This is a genomic window from Pseudomonas sp. H1_A03 (assembly GCF_054685145.1).
In genome coordinates, this window is the sequence record NZ_CP162829.1 from 4,953,400 (window position 1) to 4,972,276 (window position 18,877).

The window sequence follows — 18,877 nt, forward strand, 5'->3', positions numbered from 1 at the left end:
CCCCTCAGGAAATCAATTTATCCAAATCTTCTGCTGATAGACGTTTGAGGGCCTCCAAGGATTTAGCCAATGCGTCCTGCACCGGCGAATTATTTGTCTGCCGGGCCGCCACATGCGCGCTGAAATCGGCCAGGGTCGGGGTGGTGAAGATCGATTTGACGTCGAACTCGGCATGCAATTGCTCGCGCAGGCGCACCACCACCTGGGTTGCCAGCAGGGAATGCCCGCCCAGTTCGAAGAAGTTGTCGTTCATCCCCACCCGCTCTACTTCCAACACCTCAGCCCAGATTGCGGCGATCTGCTGTTCCAGCTCGCTGTGCGGCGCGACGTATTCCCGCGCTTGCAGGCTCGCGTCCACGGCTGGCAGGGCTTTGCGGTCGAGCTTGCCGTTGGGGCTCAGGGGCATTTGCTCCAGCAGCATCCACTGGGCCGGGACCATGTAGTCCGGCAGGTGTTGGGCCAGGTGAGCGCTGAGCACGTCACGCCAGTCATCGTCGGTGTTTTGGAGCACCAGATAACCCACCAGGTATTTGCTATCGACCGCCAGCACGGCAGCCTCGCGCACCCAGTCGTGTTCCAGCAGGCGCGCTTCGATTTCGCCCAACTCGATGCGCAGGCCGCGCAGCTTGACTTGATGGTCGACACGCCCGGCGTATTCGATCACGCCATCCTCGCGATAGCGCGCCAGGTCGCCGGTACGGTACAGGCGCTCGCCCTGGATGAAAGGATGGGCGACAAAACGTTCGGCAGTCAGCCCCGGGCGGCGGTGGTAACCACGGGCCAGGCCGATGCCGCCCAGGTACAGCTCGCCCAGCACGCCGACCGAGACCGGTTCAACGTTACTGTCGAGGATGTAGCACCCAAGGTTGGCAATCGGACGGCCAATCGGCACCGCATCGCGGCCTTCATCCACGCAGGTCCAGTGGGTCACATCGATGGCGGCTTCGGTCGGGCCGTACAGGTTGTAGAGCCCGGCTTGCGGCAGCTTGGCAAATACCTGCTGCTGCGCGTCCACCGGCAGGGCTTCGCCGCTGCACACAACACGGTGCAGGGTATGACAGGTTGCAACCATCGGATCCTGCAGGAACGCCTGTAACATCGACGGTACAAAGTGCAGCGTAGTGACCTGTTCCTTGTTGATCAGGTTGATCAGCTTGGCCGGATCACGGTGATCGCCAGGCGCCGCGACCACCAGGCGCGAGCCAGTCATCAGCGGCCAGAAAAACTCCCACACCGACACGTCGAAGCTGAACGGGGTCTTTTGCAGCACGCTGTCACTGACATCCAGGCCATAGGCCTCCTGCATCCATTGCAGGCGATTGGTCAGGGCGCAATGACGGTTGCCGGCACCTTTGGGTTGGCCAGTGGAACCGGAGGTGTAGATCACGTAGGCGAGGTTTTCACCGTCCAGCGCCACCCCGGGGTTAGCGTCGCTGTAGCCGTCGAACCCGGTTGCACCCAGCACCAGGCTGTCCAGCCCATCCGGAATCGGCAGTTGCTCAAGCAAGTGCGCCTGGGTCAGCAGCAGTTTCACGCCGCTGTCCTCAAGCATGTAGGCCAGGCGCTCACGCGGGTATTCAGGGTCCAGCGGCACATAAGCACCACCCGCCTTGAGCACCGCCAGCAGGCCCACCACCATTTCGACAGAGCGCTCCACCGCCAGTCCCACCAGCACGTCGGGGCCTACGCCCGCTTCAATCAGTCGATGCGCCAGGCGGTTGGCACGGCGATTCAACTCGGCATAGCTCAAGCGCTGCTCGGCAAACACCAGGGCCGCTGCTTCCGGCGTGCGGGCTACCTGCTGTTCAATCAATTGATGCACGCATTGCTGCAACGGGTAGTCCCGTGCAGTGGCGTTCCAGTCCTGTACCACCTGCTGACGCTCGGCCACATCCAGCATCGCCAGCTCGCCCAGACATTGCTCGCCACCCTGGAGCATGCTTTGCAGCAGATTGAGCAGATGGCGGCCATAGGTGTGCACCGCGCCTGCGCCGAAATGCGCGCGGGCAAAGCTGAACTGCACCGACAGCGTGTCACCGACGTCCACCAGTACCGTCAGCGGGAAGCTGGTTTGCTCGCGGGAGTCCGGCAGGCCAAAACGGATACCGCTGCCGCCGCTTTGTTCCAGGGCCTTGGACACCGGGTAGTTTTCGAACACCAGGATGCTATCGAACAAGGCTTCACCGCCCTGCCCGGCCCAGCGCTGGATGTCGTAGAGGCCGGTGTGCTCATGCTCACGCAGGGCCAGGTTCTGCGCCTGCACCGCTTGCAACCAGTCCGCCACCGGCTGCTGGCTATCCACCGCGCAAATCACTGGCAAGGTGTTGATGAACAGCCCGATCTGCTGCTCCACGCCCGCCAGTTCTGCCGGGCGCCCGGCCACGGTAGCACCGAAGGACACCACCGATTGCCCGCTGTGGCGTTGCAGCAGGATTAACCACGCCGCCTGGATCAGCGTGTTGAGGGTGACCTTGATGCTGCGTGCGAAAGATTCAAGGCGTGCCGTCAGTTGGCGATCCAGGCTCAGTCGGTGTTCACCCTGCCCGTCTACCGTCATTGGCTGGCTGCTGCCCAGGCGGGTCGGTGCTTGCAGCGCACTCAGTTGCTCGCGCCAGAAGGTTTCGGTCGCCGCTGCATCCCGCTGCTGCAACCAGCCTATGTAATCACGATAGCGTCCGGCCGTTTCAGGCACCTCTACGCCGGCGTAACGTTGCAGCACTTCACCGAACAGCCGCGAATTGCTCCAACCGTCCATGAGGATGTGATGATGGGTGTAGATCAGCTCATGGCGTTGCTCGTCGGTGCGCACCAGCACCAGGCGTACAAGGGGTGCCTTGGCCAGGTCAAAACCCTGGCGACGCTCGGCTTGCTGGAGATTTTGCAGTTCCAGCTCACGCTCCGGCATGGCCCGCCAATCGAGGTGCTCGATCGGCAACCGGGCCTCGCGGTACACCACCTGGCATGGCCATTCCAGTTGGCCCTGCCAGAAGAACCCACTGCGCAGCACGTCGTGGGCTTGCACCGTAGCGTCCCAGGCCCGCTGGAACCGCGCCACATCCAGGCCGTCTGCCGTCACGCGGATCTGGTTGATGTAGTCGCCGGCCGCCTGTTCGTAGAGGGTGTGAAACAACATGCCTTGCTGCATGGGCGACAAGGTGTAGATGTCTTCAATGGCATCTGCGGCCAGCGGCAAGGATTCAAGCTGCTGCTGGTTCAGGCGCGACAGCGGGAAATCGGAGGCCGTCACGCCACTGTTGCCAGGGGTGCAGCAATGTTCGACCAACGCGGTCAATTCGCGGATAAAAGCCTGGCTCAGGGCTTCGATCTGCGGCGCATCAAACATCAGCGGGCTGAAGGTCCAACCCATTTGCAATTCACCGCCGTACACCTGGCCGTTCAGGGTCAACCAGTTACCCAATGGGGCCTCCGGGCTTTGTTCGGCGCCGGGGTTTTCCGCAGCGGGAGTGAACAGACCGTCCTGCTGATCGAAACTGCCGTCGAACTGGCCCAGGTAGTTGAAGGTAATGCGCGGCACCGGCAACTGGCTGAACGCCTGGCGCGTGGCGTCATCGCCCAGGTAGCGCAGTGCGCCGAAGCCCAGGCCTTTGTCCGGTACGGCGCGCAGCTGTTCCTTGATTTGCTTGATCGAAGTGGCGAGGGATTCGGCCGGCGTCAGGCGCACCGGGAACAGGCTGGTAAACCACCCCAGGGTGCGGGTCAGGTCGATGTCGTCGAACAGGTCTTCACGGCCATGACCTTCCAGCTGGATCAGGCTGGAGGCCTGCCCGCTCCATTGGCAGATGACACGCGCCAATGCCGTCAGCAGCAGGTCGTTGATTTGGGTGCGATAAGCCGTGGGCGCCTGTTGCAGCAATTGCCGGGTGCGCTCGGCATCCAGTCGGCTGACCACGGTCTGGGCCAGTCGACCAGGGCGCGCGCCGTGTGGATCACGGCATGGCAAGTCGGTAGACACGCCCTGGAGTTGTTGCAGCCAGAACGCTTTTTCCGGTTGCACCGCTTCACTGCGCGCATGGGCCTGCAACCGCTCGGCCCAGGCCTTGAACGACGAGGTCTTGGCCGGCAACTGTTGGTGGCGATACAGGCTTTGCAGGTCTTCGAGGAACACCCGCCAGGACACGCCGTCCACCACCAGATGGTGCATCACCAACAGCAAGCGCTGCGAACCGTCCGCCATATCTACGAGTACCGCGCGTAACACGTGGCCCTGTTGCAGGTCGAGGCTGCGCTGGGCACGCTCGCACAGGGTGTGCAGTTCGGCGGCATCTTGCACGCTTGCCTGCCACAGCAGGGTCGCGGGCTGCGCGTCATGCCGTGCAGTCCAGCCTTCGGTCTGCTGGCTGAAGCTCAGGCGCAGTACATCATGATGCTGGATGAGTGCTTGCAGCGCAGCGTCCAACTGCTCGCCACGAATGGGCTGGCGGGGGGTCAGCAGCAGGGATTGGTTCCAGTGGTGGCGGTCCGGCAGTTCCCTCTCGAAGAACAACTGCTGGAACGGCAACAACGGCGTCTCGCCCTGCACCGGCCCCTGGTCAATCACCTGTGCCGTCTGCAACTGCGCCACGCGGGCCAGGCTGCGCACCGTCTGGTGCTGGAACAGCGCCTTGGCGGAGAAGTGGATACCGGCGGCACGGGCGCGGCTGACCACTTGAATGGAGATGATCGAGTCACCGCCACGCTCGAAGAAGTTGTCGTTCGAACCGACCTGTTCCATGCCAAGCACCTCAGCCCAGATCGCGGCGATCCGCTGTTCCAGGCCATTTTGCGGGGCTTCGTAGTGGTGAGTGGTTTCGGGTTTGGGCAGGGCTTTGCGGTCCAGCTTGCCGTTGGGGCTCAGGGGCATCTGCTCCAGCAGCAGCCATTGCGCAGGTACCATGTAGTCCGGCAAATGTTGGGCCAGATGGGCACTCAACACGTCACGCCAGTCATCGCCGGCGTTTTGCAGCACCAGGTAGCCCACCAGATATTTACCGTCGACTGCCAGCACGGCAGTTTCACGCACCCAATCGTGTTCCAGCAGGCGCGCTTCGATTTCACCCAACTCGATGCGCAGGCCACGCAGTTTGACTTGATGGTCGATACGCCCGGCGTATTCGATCACGCCGTCTTCGCGGTAGCGCGCCAGGTCGCCGGTGCGGTACAGGCGCTCGCCCTGGATGAAAGGATGGGCGACAAAACGTTCGGCAGTCAGCCCCGGGCGGCGGTGGTAACCACGGGCCAGGCCGATGCCGCCCAGGTACAGTTCGCCCAGCACGCCGACCGGGACCGGTTCGAAATGGCTGTCGAGGATGTAGCAGCCGAGGTTGGCAATCGGACGGCCAATCGGTACGGCGTCGCGGCCTTCATCGATGCAGGTCCAGTGGGTCACATCGATGGCGGCTTCGGTCGGGCCGTACAGGTTGTAAAGCCCGGCCTGCGGCAGCTTTGCGAAGACGTGTTGCTGCGCATCCACCGGCAATGCCTCACCACTGCACACGATGCGTTGCAGGCTTTGGCAGGTCGACACCGCCGGATCCTGTAAGAACGCCTGCAACATCGACGGCACAAAGTGCAGCGTGCTGACCTGCTCTTGATTGATCAGGTGGATCAGCCTGGCCGGATCACGGTGATCGCCAGGGGCCGCGACCACAAGGCGCGCGCCGGTCATCAGCGGCCAGAAGAACTCCCACACCGACACGTCAAAGCTGAACGGGGTCTTTTGCAGCACGGTGTCGCTGGCGTCCAGGCCATAGGCTTCCTGCATCCATTGCAGGCGATTCAGCAACGCCGAATGACGGTTACCTGCACCTTTCGGTTGGCCGGTGGAGCCTGAGGTGTAGATCACGTAGGCGAGGTTTTCGCCGTCCACAGCGATGCCTGGGTTGGCATCGCTGTAGCCTTCGTAGGTGGACTCGCCCAACACCAGGGTTTCCAGCCCTTGGGGAATGGGCAACTGTTCATGCAAATGTGCCTGGGTCAGCAGCAGTTTCACGCCACTGTCTTCCAGCATGTAGGCCAAACGCTCACGCGGGTATTCCGGATCCAGCGGCACATAGGCGCCACCGGCCTTGAGGATGGCAAACAAGCTCACCACCATTTCGATGGAGCGCTCCACAGCCAACCCCACCAACACGTCCGGGCCTACACCGGCTTCGATCAGGCGATAGGCCAGGCGGTTGGCGCGACGATTCAATTCGGCATAGCTCAGGGACACGTCGCTGAAGCGCAACGCCGGTGCATCCGGTTGTGCCAGGGCCCGCGCTTCGAACAGATGATGCACCCACTGCCCTCGCGGGTAGTCACGCTCGGTGGCGTTCCACTGGTGCAGGATTTGCTCGCGCTCATGGGCGTTGAGCATCGCCAGGTCCTGCAAAGGCAATGCGCTATTCGCTACAGCGGCACGCAACAGGCTCAGCCAGTGTTCGCCCATGCGCGCAACGGTAGCCGCGTTGAACAGGTCGGTAGCGTAGGTCAGCGAAGCCCAGATGCCCTCGCCGCTTTCCTGGGTATCCAGGCTCAGATCGAACTGGGCGCTGTGGCTGTCCCATTCCAGGTTGGCTACGCGCAGGCCTGGCAATTGCTGCGCGGCAGTGTGCGAGTGGGCCTGGTGATTGAACATCACCTGGAACAGCGGGTTATGGCTCAGGCTACGCTCCGGTTGCAGCGCCTCGACCAATTGCTCGAAGGGCAAGTCCTGATGGGCCTGGGCTTCCAGCGCGCGGCGCTTGGTGTGCTGCAGCAACTGGGCGAAGCTCATCTGGCCATCGAGGTCGGCCTTGAGTACCTGGGTATTGACGAAGAAACCGATCAGCGATTCGGTCTCGACGCGGTTGCGGTTGGCGATCGGCACGCCGACGCGAATATCCTGCTGGCCGCTGTAGCGGTACAAAAACGCCTGGAACGAGGCCAGCAGCAGCATGAACATCGTCACGCCTTCGCGCTGGGCCAGGGCCTTCAACCCTGCGACCAATGCCGGCTCCAGCGCGATGTCCTGGCGTGCGCCACGGAAGCTTTGCTGCGCCGGGCGCGGCTGGTCGAAGGGCAACTCCAACACCGGCTGCGTGCCGCTGAGCAGTTCACGCCAGTATCCGAGTTGACGGGCTTTCTCCCCCGCTTCCATCCAACTGCGCTGCCACAGCGCGTAGTCGGCGTACTGGATCGGCAGCGGCGCCAACACACAATCCTGGCCCTGGCTGTAGGCGGCGTAGAGCTGCATCAGCTCCTTCACCATCACGCCCATCGACCAACCATCGGAGACGATATGGTGCTGCACCAGCACCAGCACGTGCTCGTCTTCACTCACCGCGAGCAAGCTGACCCGCAGCAGAGGACCTTGCTGCAAATCGAAGGGACGCGCGATTTCGGCTTCAACCTGCGCCTTGAGGTGGGCTTCATCAACCGCGCTTTCGGCGATCTTGACCTGTGCATGAGCCAGCACTTCCTGGGCGCGCTGCTCGCCGTCCAAGTGCAAGCGAGTGCGCAGGCTTTCGTGACGTGCCACGAGCGTGTCGAAACTGCGTTGCAGGGCGGCCTTGTCCAGGCGTCCGCTCAGGCGCAGGGCGCCGGGGACGTGATAGGCGGCGCTGTCCGGGTCCAACTGCCAGAGAAACCACTGGCGTTCCTGGGCGTAGGACAGCGGCAGGTGCTGGCCATCCTCACGGATCGAAGCAATCGGCAATTGCGCGAAGCTCATGCCCCGGCTTTGCAGGCGTTGGTAAAATTGCTGGCGCTGTTCCAGAGGCAGGCGAAGAAAGCGCGAAACCAGATCGATATTAGGGTTGGAAAGCATGGTTCAAATCGCCTCTAGTTCGCTCAAAAAGTCACGAAGATCATCAAAATCTTCCGCACTGCCGGCGCGGAAGGTGGCGGCGGCCTGCACATAGGCACGCAGCGTTTCAGTCTGGAACACTTCCACCAACGGCACTTCCAAGCCCAGTTCGGCCTGGACCCGCGAGGTGATCTGGATCGCCAGCAGGGAATGGCCGCCCACCTCGAAGAAGTTGTCGTTCAGGCCCACCTGCGGCAGGCGCAGCACGTCGGCCCAGATCGCGGCGATCTGCTGTTCCAGCTCGGTTTCCGGGGCCACATAAGCCTGCTGCATGAGGCTCGCATCCGGTTCGGGCAGGCCCTTGCGATCGAGCTTGCCATTGGGGGTCAGTGGCATCTGCGCCAGGAACATGAAGTGCGCTGGCACCATGTAGTCCGGCAGGCGGGTTTTCAGGGCGCGGCGCAGGCTGTCGCGGAACTCGGCCTGGTCGGCCAGGGTGGCGTCTGCCGGAACCACATAGGCGACCAGTTGCTTACCGGTCGGGCCGTCTTGGGCGACTACAACGGTTTCGCCGACGCTGTCCTGCTCGCGCAGTCGGGCTTCGATTTCACCCAGCTCGATGCGGAAGCCACGGATTTTCACCTGATGGTCGACACGGCCGAGGTAATCCACCACGCCATCCGGACGGCCACGGGTCAGGTCGCCACTGCGATACACGCGACTGCCAGGTTTGCCGAATGGATCCGGCACAAAACGTTCCGCGGTAAGTGCCGGACGCTCCAGGTACCCCCGGGCCACGCCCTCGCCGCCCAGGTACAACTCACCGGCCACACCGATAGGTTGCAGGTTGAGTTGCGAGTCCAATACGTAGCCGCTGCGGTTACCCAACAGCGTGCCGATTGGCGCGTAGACGGCGCCGCATGGGTCACCTTTTCGCGCTTTCCACAGCAACGGCGTGACCACAGTTTCGGTGGGGCCATAGCCATTGAACAGGTAGGTCGGCTTCAGCGCCCGCCAGGCCAGGTCGTAGCTTGCCTGTGCGACCGCGTCACCGCCGAAGCAGTACACACGAACAGCCGGTGGGTTGCCGTCGCGTTCAGCGTGTTCGGCCAGCTGTTGCAGGTACACCGGCGGGAACACGGCCATGGTCACGTTATGGCGGTGCATTTGTTCGTAGGTGTATTCGGGCAGCCACAGGCTGTCGTCACGGATCAGCACGCTGGCACCGTTGATCAGTGGGTGCATCCAGCCTTCGTGGGCGCCGTCGAAAGCGAATGACATGAAGTGCAGTTCGCAGTCCGCCGGGCTGGTTTCGTAGCGCTCGCCGGTCGCGATAATGTGCGCCACCAATGGGCCGTGGGAGACGGCCACGCCCTTCGGCATGCCGGTAGAACCGGAGGTGTAGATCACGTAGGCCAGGTTGTCGCCATCCAATTCGACGTGCGGTGCGGTATCGCTGTAATCGCTCCAGTCTTCGGTGCGATCAATCGCCAGGCTATCCAGGCCGTCGGGGATCGGCAGTTGCTGCAAGGCACGGGTGTGCGTCAGCAACAATTGCGCACGGCTGTCTTGCATCATGTAAAGCAGGCGATCACGCGGGTATTCGATATCCAGCGGCACGTAGACACCACCGGCTTTCATCACCGCAAGAAACGCCACCATGCTCTCGGCACTGCGCGGCATGGCAATCGCCACGCGCACTTCCGGGCCGACGCCTCGAGCGATCAAGGCATGTGCGAGGCGGTTGGCCTGGCTGTCCAGCTGGCCATAGCTCAGGGTTTGCGCATCGAACTTCACCGCCACCGCATTGGGGTTTTCAGCCGCGCGGTCGGCGAACAGTTCATGGACCAGGCGCGTGGCCGGGAAGCCAGAGTCGGTGCGATCCCACAGTTGGAGAATGTGCTGTTGCTCGTCACGGTCCAGCAGGTTCAACTGACCAATGTTCTGTTGCTGATCGGCAACCATCGCCTGCAAGAGGTTCTGCCAATGCCGCGCCATGCGCTCAATGGTGGCAGCGTCGAACAGGTCAGTGGCGTAGCTCAGCGAGGCGCGCAATGCGTCCTGGGACTCTTCGATATCGAGGGTCAAGTCAAACTGCGCAACCGCCTCATCCCAGCTGACCGGACTGATCTGCAGCTGTTCCAGGCGCCGCAGATGCCCGCCCGCCAGGCTGACATGGTGGTTGAACGCGACCTGGAACAACGGGCTCAAGCTCAGGCTGCGCTCCGGTTGCAGCGCTTCCACCAATTGCTCGAACGGCAAGTCCTGATGAGCCTGGGCTTGCAGCGCACGCTGCTTGACCTGAGCGAGCAACTGGGCAACGGTGGTCTGCCCGTCGATATCGGCCTTGAGCACCTGGGTATTGACGAAGAAACCGATCAGCCGCTCGGTTTCGACCCGGTTACGGTTGGCGATCGGCACACCCACGCGAATATCCTGCTGGCCGCTGTAGCGATGCAACAACGCCTGGTAGGACGCCAGCAACAGCATGAACAACGTCACGCCTTCGCGCTGGGCCAGGGCCTTGAGGCTGTCGAGCAGCGCCGCAGGCAATGGCATGTTCAGCCGTGCCCCGCGATGAGTCGGCACCGCGGGCCGCTGGTGATCGAATGGCAGCTCAAGCACCGGTTGTTCGCCGCCGAGCAGTTCACGCCAATAGTCAAGTTGACGCGCGGTCTCCCCCGCTTCCATCCACTGGCGTTGCCACGCGGCGTAGTCGGCGTACTGGATCGGCAGCGCCGGCAGTTGCAGCGGCTGCCCCTGGCTATAGGCGGCGTAGAGCTGTACCCATTCATCGACCATCACTTGCATCGACCAGCCATCGGAAATGATGTGGTGCTGCACCAGCACCAGCACATGCTCATCCGCGGCCAGGCGCAGCAGGCTGACGCGCATCAGCGGGCCCTGGCGCAAGTCGAACGGCTGGGTGATGCGGGCTTCTACCAACGCCTTCAGGTTCGCCTCATTCGCTTCGGCCAAGCTGATTTCAATGCGTAGTTCAGGGCTGACCACTTGCACCGTACGGTCAGCATCCTGCTGCAAATGAGTACGCAGGCTTTCATGGCGTGCGACCAGGGTGTCGAAAGCGCGCTGCAACGCGATGTGATCCAGTTGCCCCTTGAGGCGTAGTGCGCTGGGCACGTGATAGGCCGCGCTGTGCGGGTCCAGTTGCCAGAGGAACCACTGGCGTTCCTGAGCGTAGGACAGCGCCAATGGCTGGTTGCGCTCGGCCCGCGCTATCGGGCTGGTTTCAACCCTGGCGTCAGTCAACGCCTCCACGAAGCGACCGAGGACCGGCTGGTCGAACAGTGCCTTCAACCCGACATCCAGGCCAAGACCATGGCGAGTGCGCGATATGGCTTGGGTGGCTAACAGGGAGTGTCCGCCCAGCTCAAAGAAATGGTCATTCAGGCCGACCTGTTCCACGCCCAATACCTCGGCCCAAATGGCGGCGACCCGGCGTTCCAGTTCGGTGTGCGGCGCCACGTATTCACGGGTTTGCACGTCGACCGAAGGCAACGCCTTGCGGTCCAGCTTGCCATTCGGGCTCAGGGGCATCTGTGCCAGCAGCATCCACTGCGCCGGTATCATGTAGTCCGGCAGGTGCTGGGCCAGGTGGGCGCTCAATACATCGCGCCAATCATCACCCGCGTTTTGCAGCACCAGATAGCCCACCAAGGATTGGCCGCCTACCGCCAACACCGCCGTCTCGCGGACCCAGTCGTGTTCCAGCAGGCGCGCTTCGATTTCACCCAGCTCGATGCGCTGGCCGCGCAGCTTGACTTGATGGTCGATACGCCCGGCGTACTCGATCACGCCGTCTTCACGGTAGCGTGCCAGGTCGCCGGTGCGGTACAGGCGTTCGCCTTTGACGAATGGGTGCGCGATAAAGCGCTCGGCCGTGAGTGCCGGCCGACGGTGATAACCACGGGCCAGGCCAATACCGCCCAGGTACAGCTCGCCCAGCACACCGACCGGGACGGGCGCGAAGTTGCTGTCAAGGATGTAGCAACCGAGGTTGGCAATCGGGCGTCCAATCGGTACCGCATCGCAGCCTTCATCGACACATGTCCAGTGGGTCACATCGATGGCCGCTTCGGTCGGACCGTACAGGTTGAAGAGCCTGGCTTCGGGCAGCTTGGCGAAGACTTGCTGCTGGGCATCAATCGGCAGCGCTTCGCCGCTGCACACGATGCGTTGCAGGCTCTGGCAGCTCGATACCGTCGGATCCTGCAGGAACGCCTGCAACATCGACGGCACAAAGTGCAGCGTGGTGACTTGCGCTTGATTGATCAGGTGGATCAGCCTGGCCGGATCACGGTGATCGCCAGGCGCCGCGACCACCAGGCGCGCGCCGGTCATCAACGGCCAGAAAAACTCCCACACCGACACGTCAAAGCTGAACGGGGTCTTTTGCAACACGCTGTCGCTGGCGTCCAGTGCATAGGCTTCCTGCATCCATTGCAAGCGGTTGGCCAATGCCGAGTGCCGATTACCGGCGCCTTTGGGTTGCCCGGTGGAGCCTGAGGTGTAGATCACATAGGCGAGGTTTTCGCCATCCAGTGCAACGTCTGGATTGGCTTCGCTGTAAGCGTCGAACCCCGCGTCACTCAGTACCAGGCTCTCGACACCGGGCGGAAGCGGCAATTGCTCAAGCAGATGGGCCTGGGTCAACAGCAACTTTACGCCGCTGTCGTCGAGCATGTAGGCCAGGCGCTCACGCGGGTATTCCGGGTCCAGCGGCACATAGGCGCCACCGGCCTTGAGGACGGCGAGCAAGCCCACCACCATGTCGATAGAGCGTTCCACAGCCAGGCCCACCAACACGTCCGGGCCCACCCCCGCTTCGATCAAGCGATGGGCCAGGCGATTGGCGCGGCGGTTCAACTGCGCATAATTCAAACGCTGCTGCGCGAAGACCAGCGCAGGTGCATCCGGCGTGCGCGCGGCCTGCTCTTCGATCAACTGATGCACGCTGCGGTGCAACGGGTAATCGCGCGCAGTGGCATTCCAGTCGTAGACCACGTGTTGGCGCACAGCGTCCGCCAGGGTCGGTAGATCGCCCAGGCGTTGCTCGGCCGCACCGCTCAAACTGTGCAGCAGGTGCTGGTAGTACTCGGCCAGTTGGCGAATCTCGCCCTCGCCGAACAGTTCTGTATCGAAGCTGAATTCGAATTCCAGCGCTGCACCTGCACCCAACAGCACGGTTAATGGATAGTGCGTCTGCTCGATATTTTGCACGTTGCTGAACGCCAGCCCGGCCGGCGCGCCCTGTGCCAATGCCGCAGAGACCGGGTAGTTTTCAACGACCAGGAGGGTGTCGAATAATGCCGTACCGCCCGTGTCGGCCCAGCGCTGGATATCGAACAGCGGTGTGTGTTCGTGCTCGCGCAGGCTCAGGTTCAGTTCTTGCAACTGCTGCAACCATTCGCCGACCCACAGCTGCGGGCTGGGCGTGGCGATGATCGGCAAGGTGTTAATAAACAAGCCGACCTGCTGCTCGATGCCCTGCAACCCCCGCTGGCCGACCGGAAACGGTGGCGCCGAAGGCGACCGTGTCCTGGCCGGTCTGACGTTGCAGCAATAGTAGCCAGGCGGCTTGAACCACGGTATTGAGGGTGACCTTGTGCGCCAGGGCAAATGCCCTGAGTTGCGCGGTCTGCGCCTGATCGAGGGCCAGATGCAGCGTGCCTTTGCTCGGCGAAGGATGGGTCGATACGCTACGCGCCAGACGCGTCGGCGTTTGCAGCGCCGCCAATTGGCTTTTCCAGAACACCTCGCTGGCCGCCACATCCTGCGCCTGCAACCAGGCGATATAGTCGCGGTAATGCCCCTGGATCGCCGGCAACGGCTGGCCGGCGTAATGCTGCAAGACTTCGCCAAACAGCTGGGCACGGCTCCAACCGTCCAGCAGGATGTGGTGGTTGGTATAGATCAGATGAAAACGCTCGGCACCGGTACGCACCAGTTTCAGGCTCAGCAGCGGCGCCCGTTCCAGCACAAACCCTTGTGCCCGTGTGGCCTCGCTCAATGCGTCGAGTGCCGCTTGCTGGTCGGGGCGCGCCTGCCAGTCGTATTCGGCGAACGGCAACACGGCATCGCGGTAGACCGCTTGCAACGGCTGCGTCTGCGCGTCCTGCCAGACAAACCCGGTGCGCAGCATGTCATGCCGCGCCAGCACCTGCGCCCAGGCACGTTGGAAACGTGGCACATCCAGGCCCTGGATATCAGCGCGTAATTGGCTGACGTAAATGTCGTCCTGCCCCTGCTGGTACAGGCTGTGAAACAGCATGCCTTGTTGCATGGGCGACAGCGGATACAGGTCCTGCACGCCCCGGCATGGCAAGGCCAAATCGTCCAACTGTGGCTGGGTCAGGCGGGTCAACGGCACGTCGGCGGGGGTCAGGCCGCCCTGTTGCGGGTCGACGCAATGTTCGATCAGCGCCAGCAGCTCCTGCTGGTAGTCATCCACCAGGCGCTGAATGGTCGACACCTCAAACATCTCGCGGCTGAAGCCCCACTGCAGGGCCAATTCACCGCCGTACACCTGCCCTTCCACCGTCAGCCAGTTGGCCAACGGCGCTTCAGGGTCCTGGGCCTGGCCGCTGCCCTGGGTCGCCGGAACGAACAGCGCCGATTCGTTGAACTGGCGGTCGAACTGGCCCAGGTAGTTGAAGGTGATGCGCGGCGCGGCCAGGCCTGACAAGGCCTCGCGGGCGTCAGGCGCGCCAAGGTAGCGCAACAGGCCGTAGCCGATTCCTTTGTGCGGCACGGCGCGCAGCTGCTCCTTCACCGACTTGATCGCACTCGACAGTTCGCCGTCGGCTTGCAGGCGTACGGGAAATAAGCTGGTGAACCAGCCAACCGTGCGGCTCAGGTCGACTGTGTCGAACAGGTCTTCGCGGCCATGCCCTTCCAGTTGGATCAGTGCGGCGGGTTGCTCGCTCCAACGGCTGATGACGCGCGCCAGTGCGGTCAGCAACAGGTCGTTGACCTGGGTGCGATAGGCCGCCGGGGCGTCTTGCAGGAGTTGGCGTGTGTGTTCGGCACTGAGGCGGATTTCCAGCTTGCTGCCCAGACGGTTCTGCAGGCCACCCTGAGGGTTGTCGCACGGCAAGTCGGCGCTCGCAGTCTGTGCCTGCCAGTACGGCAGTTGGTCGTCCAGCGTCTGCGCATGGGCCTGCAATTGCTGCGCCCACCGCTGGTAGGCGCTGGTCTTGGGCGGCAGTGCGGCGTTGCGGTAAGCCTGTTGCAAATCTTCAAGCAGGATGCGCCACGACACGCCATCCACCACTAGGTGATGGATCATCAGCAGCAGGCGCTGGGTGCCATCGGCCATCGCGACCAGGACCGCGCGTACCAGTGGTCCGTGTTCAAGATTGAGACTGCGCTGGGCGCTATCGCAAAGTGCGGCCAACTCGGCGTCGTCAGCGACGTTGGCTTGCCACAACTCGGTGGTTGTCACCGGCTCGGCATGGGTTTGCTGCCAGCCTTCGGCCTGTTGCACAAAGCGCAGGCGCAGGGCGTCGTGGTGGTTGATCAACTGGGTCAAGGCCGCTGCAAGGCGCGCGGGCTCCAGGGTTTCGCGCGGGGTCAGCAGCAACGACTGGTTCCAATGCTCACGCGCCGGGATCGCCTGCTCGAAGAAGCTGTGCTGCACAGGAGTGAGGATCACCTCGCCGGTGACTGGCCCTTGTTCGATAACGGTTGCCTGCTCAAAGGCGGCCACCAGCGCCAGGCTGCGCACGCTCTGGTATTGGAACAAATCCCGCGGGCTGAGGCGTATGCCCGCCTGGCGCGCACGGCTGACCACTTGGATGGAGATGATCGAGTCACCGCCCAGTTCGAAGAAGTTGTCTTCCAGGCCGATCTGCGGCGTGCCAAGCACATCACTCCAGATCGCCGCCAAGGCTTTTTGCAGGTCATTTTCCGGCGCGACATAGGCCTGCTGTGGGGTGGCGTCCGGCAATGGCAAGGCTTTGCGGTCAAGCTTGCCGTTGGCAGTCACCGGCAACTTGTCCAGGGGCACCATGTGGGTGGGCACCATGTATTCCGGCAGGCTGCTGAGCAACCAGGCCTTGAGGTCGCGCGGCGCTGCGCCTTCCAACACTAGATAGCCCACCAACTGCTTGCCGCCCTGCACCAGCACGACGGCTTCACGCACCGATGGGTGCTGCATAAGGCGCGCCTCGATTTCACCCAGTTCGATCCGCAGGCCGCGCAACTTGACCTGGTGATCGAGGCGGCCAAGGTATTCGATTACCCCGTCGGCCCGCTGGCGCACGCGGTCGCCGGTGCGGTAAAGGCGTGCGCCTTCACCGAAGGGGCTCGGCACAAAACGCTCGGCGGTGAGCGCCGGCCGCCGATGGTAACTGCGCGCCAGGCCAGTGCCGCCCAAGTACAGCTCGCCGCTGACGCCCGTGGGAACAGGGTTGAGCTGGGCGTCGAGCACGTAGGTGCCGAGGTTGGCGATGGGCCGACCAATGGGCACGCTGTCGGCGCCTTCGTCGACGCAGGTCCAGTGGGTAACGTCGATGGCCGCTTCGGTCGGGCCGTAGAGATTGAACAACCCGGCCTGGGGCAATTTGGCGAACACGTGCAACTGCGCGTCCAGTGGCAAGGCTTCGCCGCTGCAGACGATACGTTGCAGGCTGATGCAAGACTGCACACCTGGCTCATGGATAAACGCTTGGAGCATCGACGGCACGAAGTGCAGCGTAGTGATGCGGTGTTGCCTGATGGTCTCGATCAGACGAGCCGGCTCGCGGTGTTCGCCCGGCATTGCGACTACCAGGCGTGCACCGGTCATCAGCGGCCAGAAGAATTCCCACACCGAGACGTCGAAGCTGAAAGGCGTTTTCTGCAGGACCGCATCGCTGGCGTCCAAGCCATAGGCCTGCTGCATCCAGCACAGCCTATTGACCAGCGCACGATGGCTGTTGCCGGCGCCCTTGGGCTTGCCGGTGGAGCCGGAAGTGTAGATCACGTAGGCTAGGTTCAACGCGTGCAGGCTGACGTTTGGCGATTCAGTACGGTAGCCATCGAGCCAGCCGGCGGGCTGGTCCAGGGCAATCACCTGAATGCCATCGGCAGGCAGCAACGGCAACAGGCTACGCTGGCTGAGCAACAACTGGATGCCGCTGTCCTCGACCATGTAGGCCAGGCGTTCCGGGGGGTATTCGGGGTCCAGCGGGAGGTAGGCGCCACCCGCCTTGAGAATCGCCAGCAGACCGACCACCATTTCGATGGAACGCTCGACGCAAATCCCCACCAGGGCGTCGGGGCCAACGCCCTTCGCGCGCAGGGCATGCGCCAGTTGGTTTGCACGCGCATCCAACTGAGCGTAAGTCAGCGTGGCAGCGCCAAACACCAGCGCCGGCGCATCGGGCGTGGCCCGTACCTGGTCTTCGATCAGGTGATGAATGCCGCGCTCAGTCGGATATGCCTCGTCGGTCCGGTTCCAGGTTTGGATCAACACCTGCTGTTCATGCGCGGCCAGCATCGGCAATTCACCGATGCGCTGCTCACCGTCGCCCACCATGGACTGCAACAGGCTGATCCAGTGCGCGGCCATGCGCTGGATAGACGACGCGTCGAACAGGTCATTGGCGTAGGTCAGCGCGGCGTGCAGTGTGCCGGACTTTTCATAGGTATCGAGGGTCAGGTCGAACTGGGTGGTGCGGCCTTGCCATTCCACCAGCGCCAGCTCCAGGCCGGAGGCGGTGCTGACGCTTGCGATGTCGGCGACCACCGGCTGGTGGTTGTACATCACTTGGAACAGCGGCGTATGGCTCAGGCTGCGCTCGACCTTGAGGGCTTCTACCAGACGCTCGAACGGCAGATCCTGATGGGCCTGCGCACCCAAGGCATGCTCTTTGATGCCTTGCAGCAGTTCATTGATGCGGGTTTGCCCGGTCAATTCGGTGCGCAAGACTTGGGTGTTGACGAAAAAGCCGATCAACCCTTCGACTTCAGTCCGGTTGCGGTTGGCAATGGGCACGCCAACGCGGATGTCGCCTTGCCCGGTGTAGCGATGCAGGAGCACGTTGAAAGCACCGAGCAACAGCATGAACAGGGTGACGTTGTGTTTTTGTGCGCAAGTGCGCAGTTGTGTCGCCAACTGCGGGCCGATTGCGAAGTTATAGCGCGTGCCTTGGTAGCTCGGCATGGCTGGACGCGGGCGGTCCGTGGGCAGTTCCAGCACCGGATGCTCATCGCCCAGGCGCGCCTGCCAGTAGTCCAGTTGGCGAGCCTGTTCGCCGGCCTCCAGCCAGCGGCGTTGCCACAGGGCGTAGTCGCTGTACTGGATCGGCAAGGCCGGCAATTGCGGGGTTTCATCACGCTCATGGGCGTCGTAGCAGCGGATGAACTCATCGATCAGCACGTTCATCGACCAGCCGTCAGAAACGATGTGGTGCAAGGTCAACAGCAATACGTGTTCCTGGGCATCGAGCTTGAGCAATTGCACGCGCAGCAGCGGGCCGTTTTCCAGGTCGAACGGCAGCAGCGATTGACGGGTCGCCGCTTCGTTGACGGCCTGTTCGCGCTCAGCGTGGGCCAGATTGCTCAGATCGAGTTGCTCGACGCTTAACGACGTTTGCGCCGCCACCTGCAACAGGCGCTCATCAGCCTGGCGCTGGAACACCGTGCGCAATGTTTCGTGGCGCGCGACCAAGCTGGCGAATGCCTGCTCAAGTGCGCCCAGGTTCAACGCGCCCGTCAGACGCACCGCACCCGGCAGGTTGTAGGCGCCGCTGGCGGGATCCAATTGCCATAGAAACCACATGCGCTGCTGCGCGTAGGACGGCGCCTGGCGATCCTCCACTGCCACCCCTGCCGGAATCGGAAACCGGGAAAAATCCACGCCTTCTTTCTGCAAGGCCTGCAGGAACAATTGGCGCTTTTCCAGAGGCAACCCGATAAACCGGCGAGCAAGTTTCAAGGAGTCTTCAGCATTCATTTCTTGGAGTCCGGAGCAATAGGCAGGAAGCACAAAGGCACGTCGTCCCTATAAAACGAACCGGAGAGGGAAAAATTAGCGGGGGATGGGCGGCGTGGCGCGAGGTGTCATCAGGGGTTACATCAATCTCAGGAAGACCACACGAACCCGAG

The 18,877-nt window shown here is 62.8% G+C and carries 3 protein-coding genes; all 3 read right to left on the bottom strand.

Annotated elements, in window-relative coordinates; genetic code table 11:
- Nucleotides 1-4: 4 nt before the first annotated feature.
- The 3 genes from AB4O35_RS22935 to AB4O35_RS22945 are packed head-to-tail and all read right to left on the bottom strand — an operon-like array spanning nucleotide 5 to nucleotide 18,725.
- Entirely contained in the window at nucleotides 5-7,786 is a 7,782-nt protein-coding gene (locus AB4O35_RS22935; protein ID WP_065946360.1) for a non-ribosomal peptide synthetase, read from the bottom strand.
- 3 nt (nucleotides 7,787-7,789) lie between these two features.
- The gene (locus AB4O35_RS22940; protein WP_460149303.1) at nucleotides 7,790-13,279 is read right to left on the bottom strand and encodes an amino acid adenylation domain-containing protein; all 5,490 of its coding nucleotides are present in this window, start codon (nucleotides 13,277-13,279) and stop codon (nucleotides 7,790-7,792) included.
- Complete coding sequence (locus AB4O35_RS22945) at nucleotides 13,242-18,725, bottom strand: amino acid adenylation domain-containing protein (protein WP_460149304.1); 5,484 nt, start codon at nucleotides 18,723-18,725, stop codon at nucleotides 13,242-13,244. Before AB4O35_RS22945 ends, AB4O35_RS22940 begins: the two co-directional genes overlap by 38 nt.
- Between the last annotated feature and the right edge of the window lie 152 nt (nucleotides 18,726-18,877).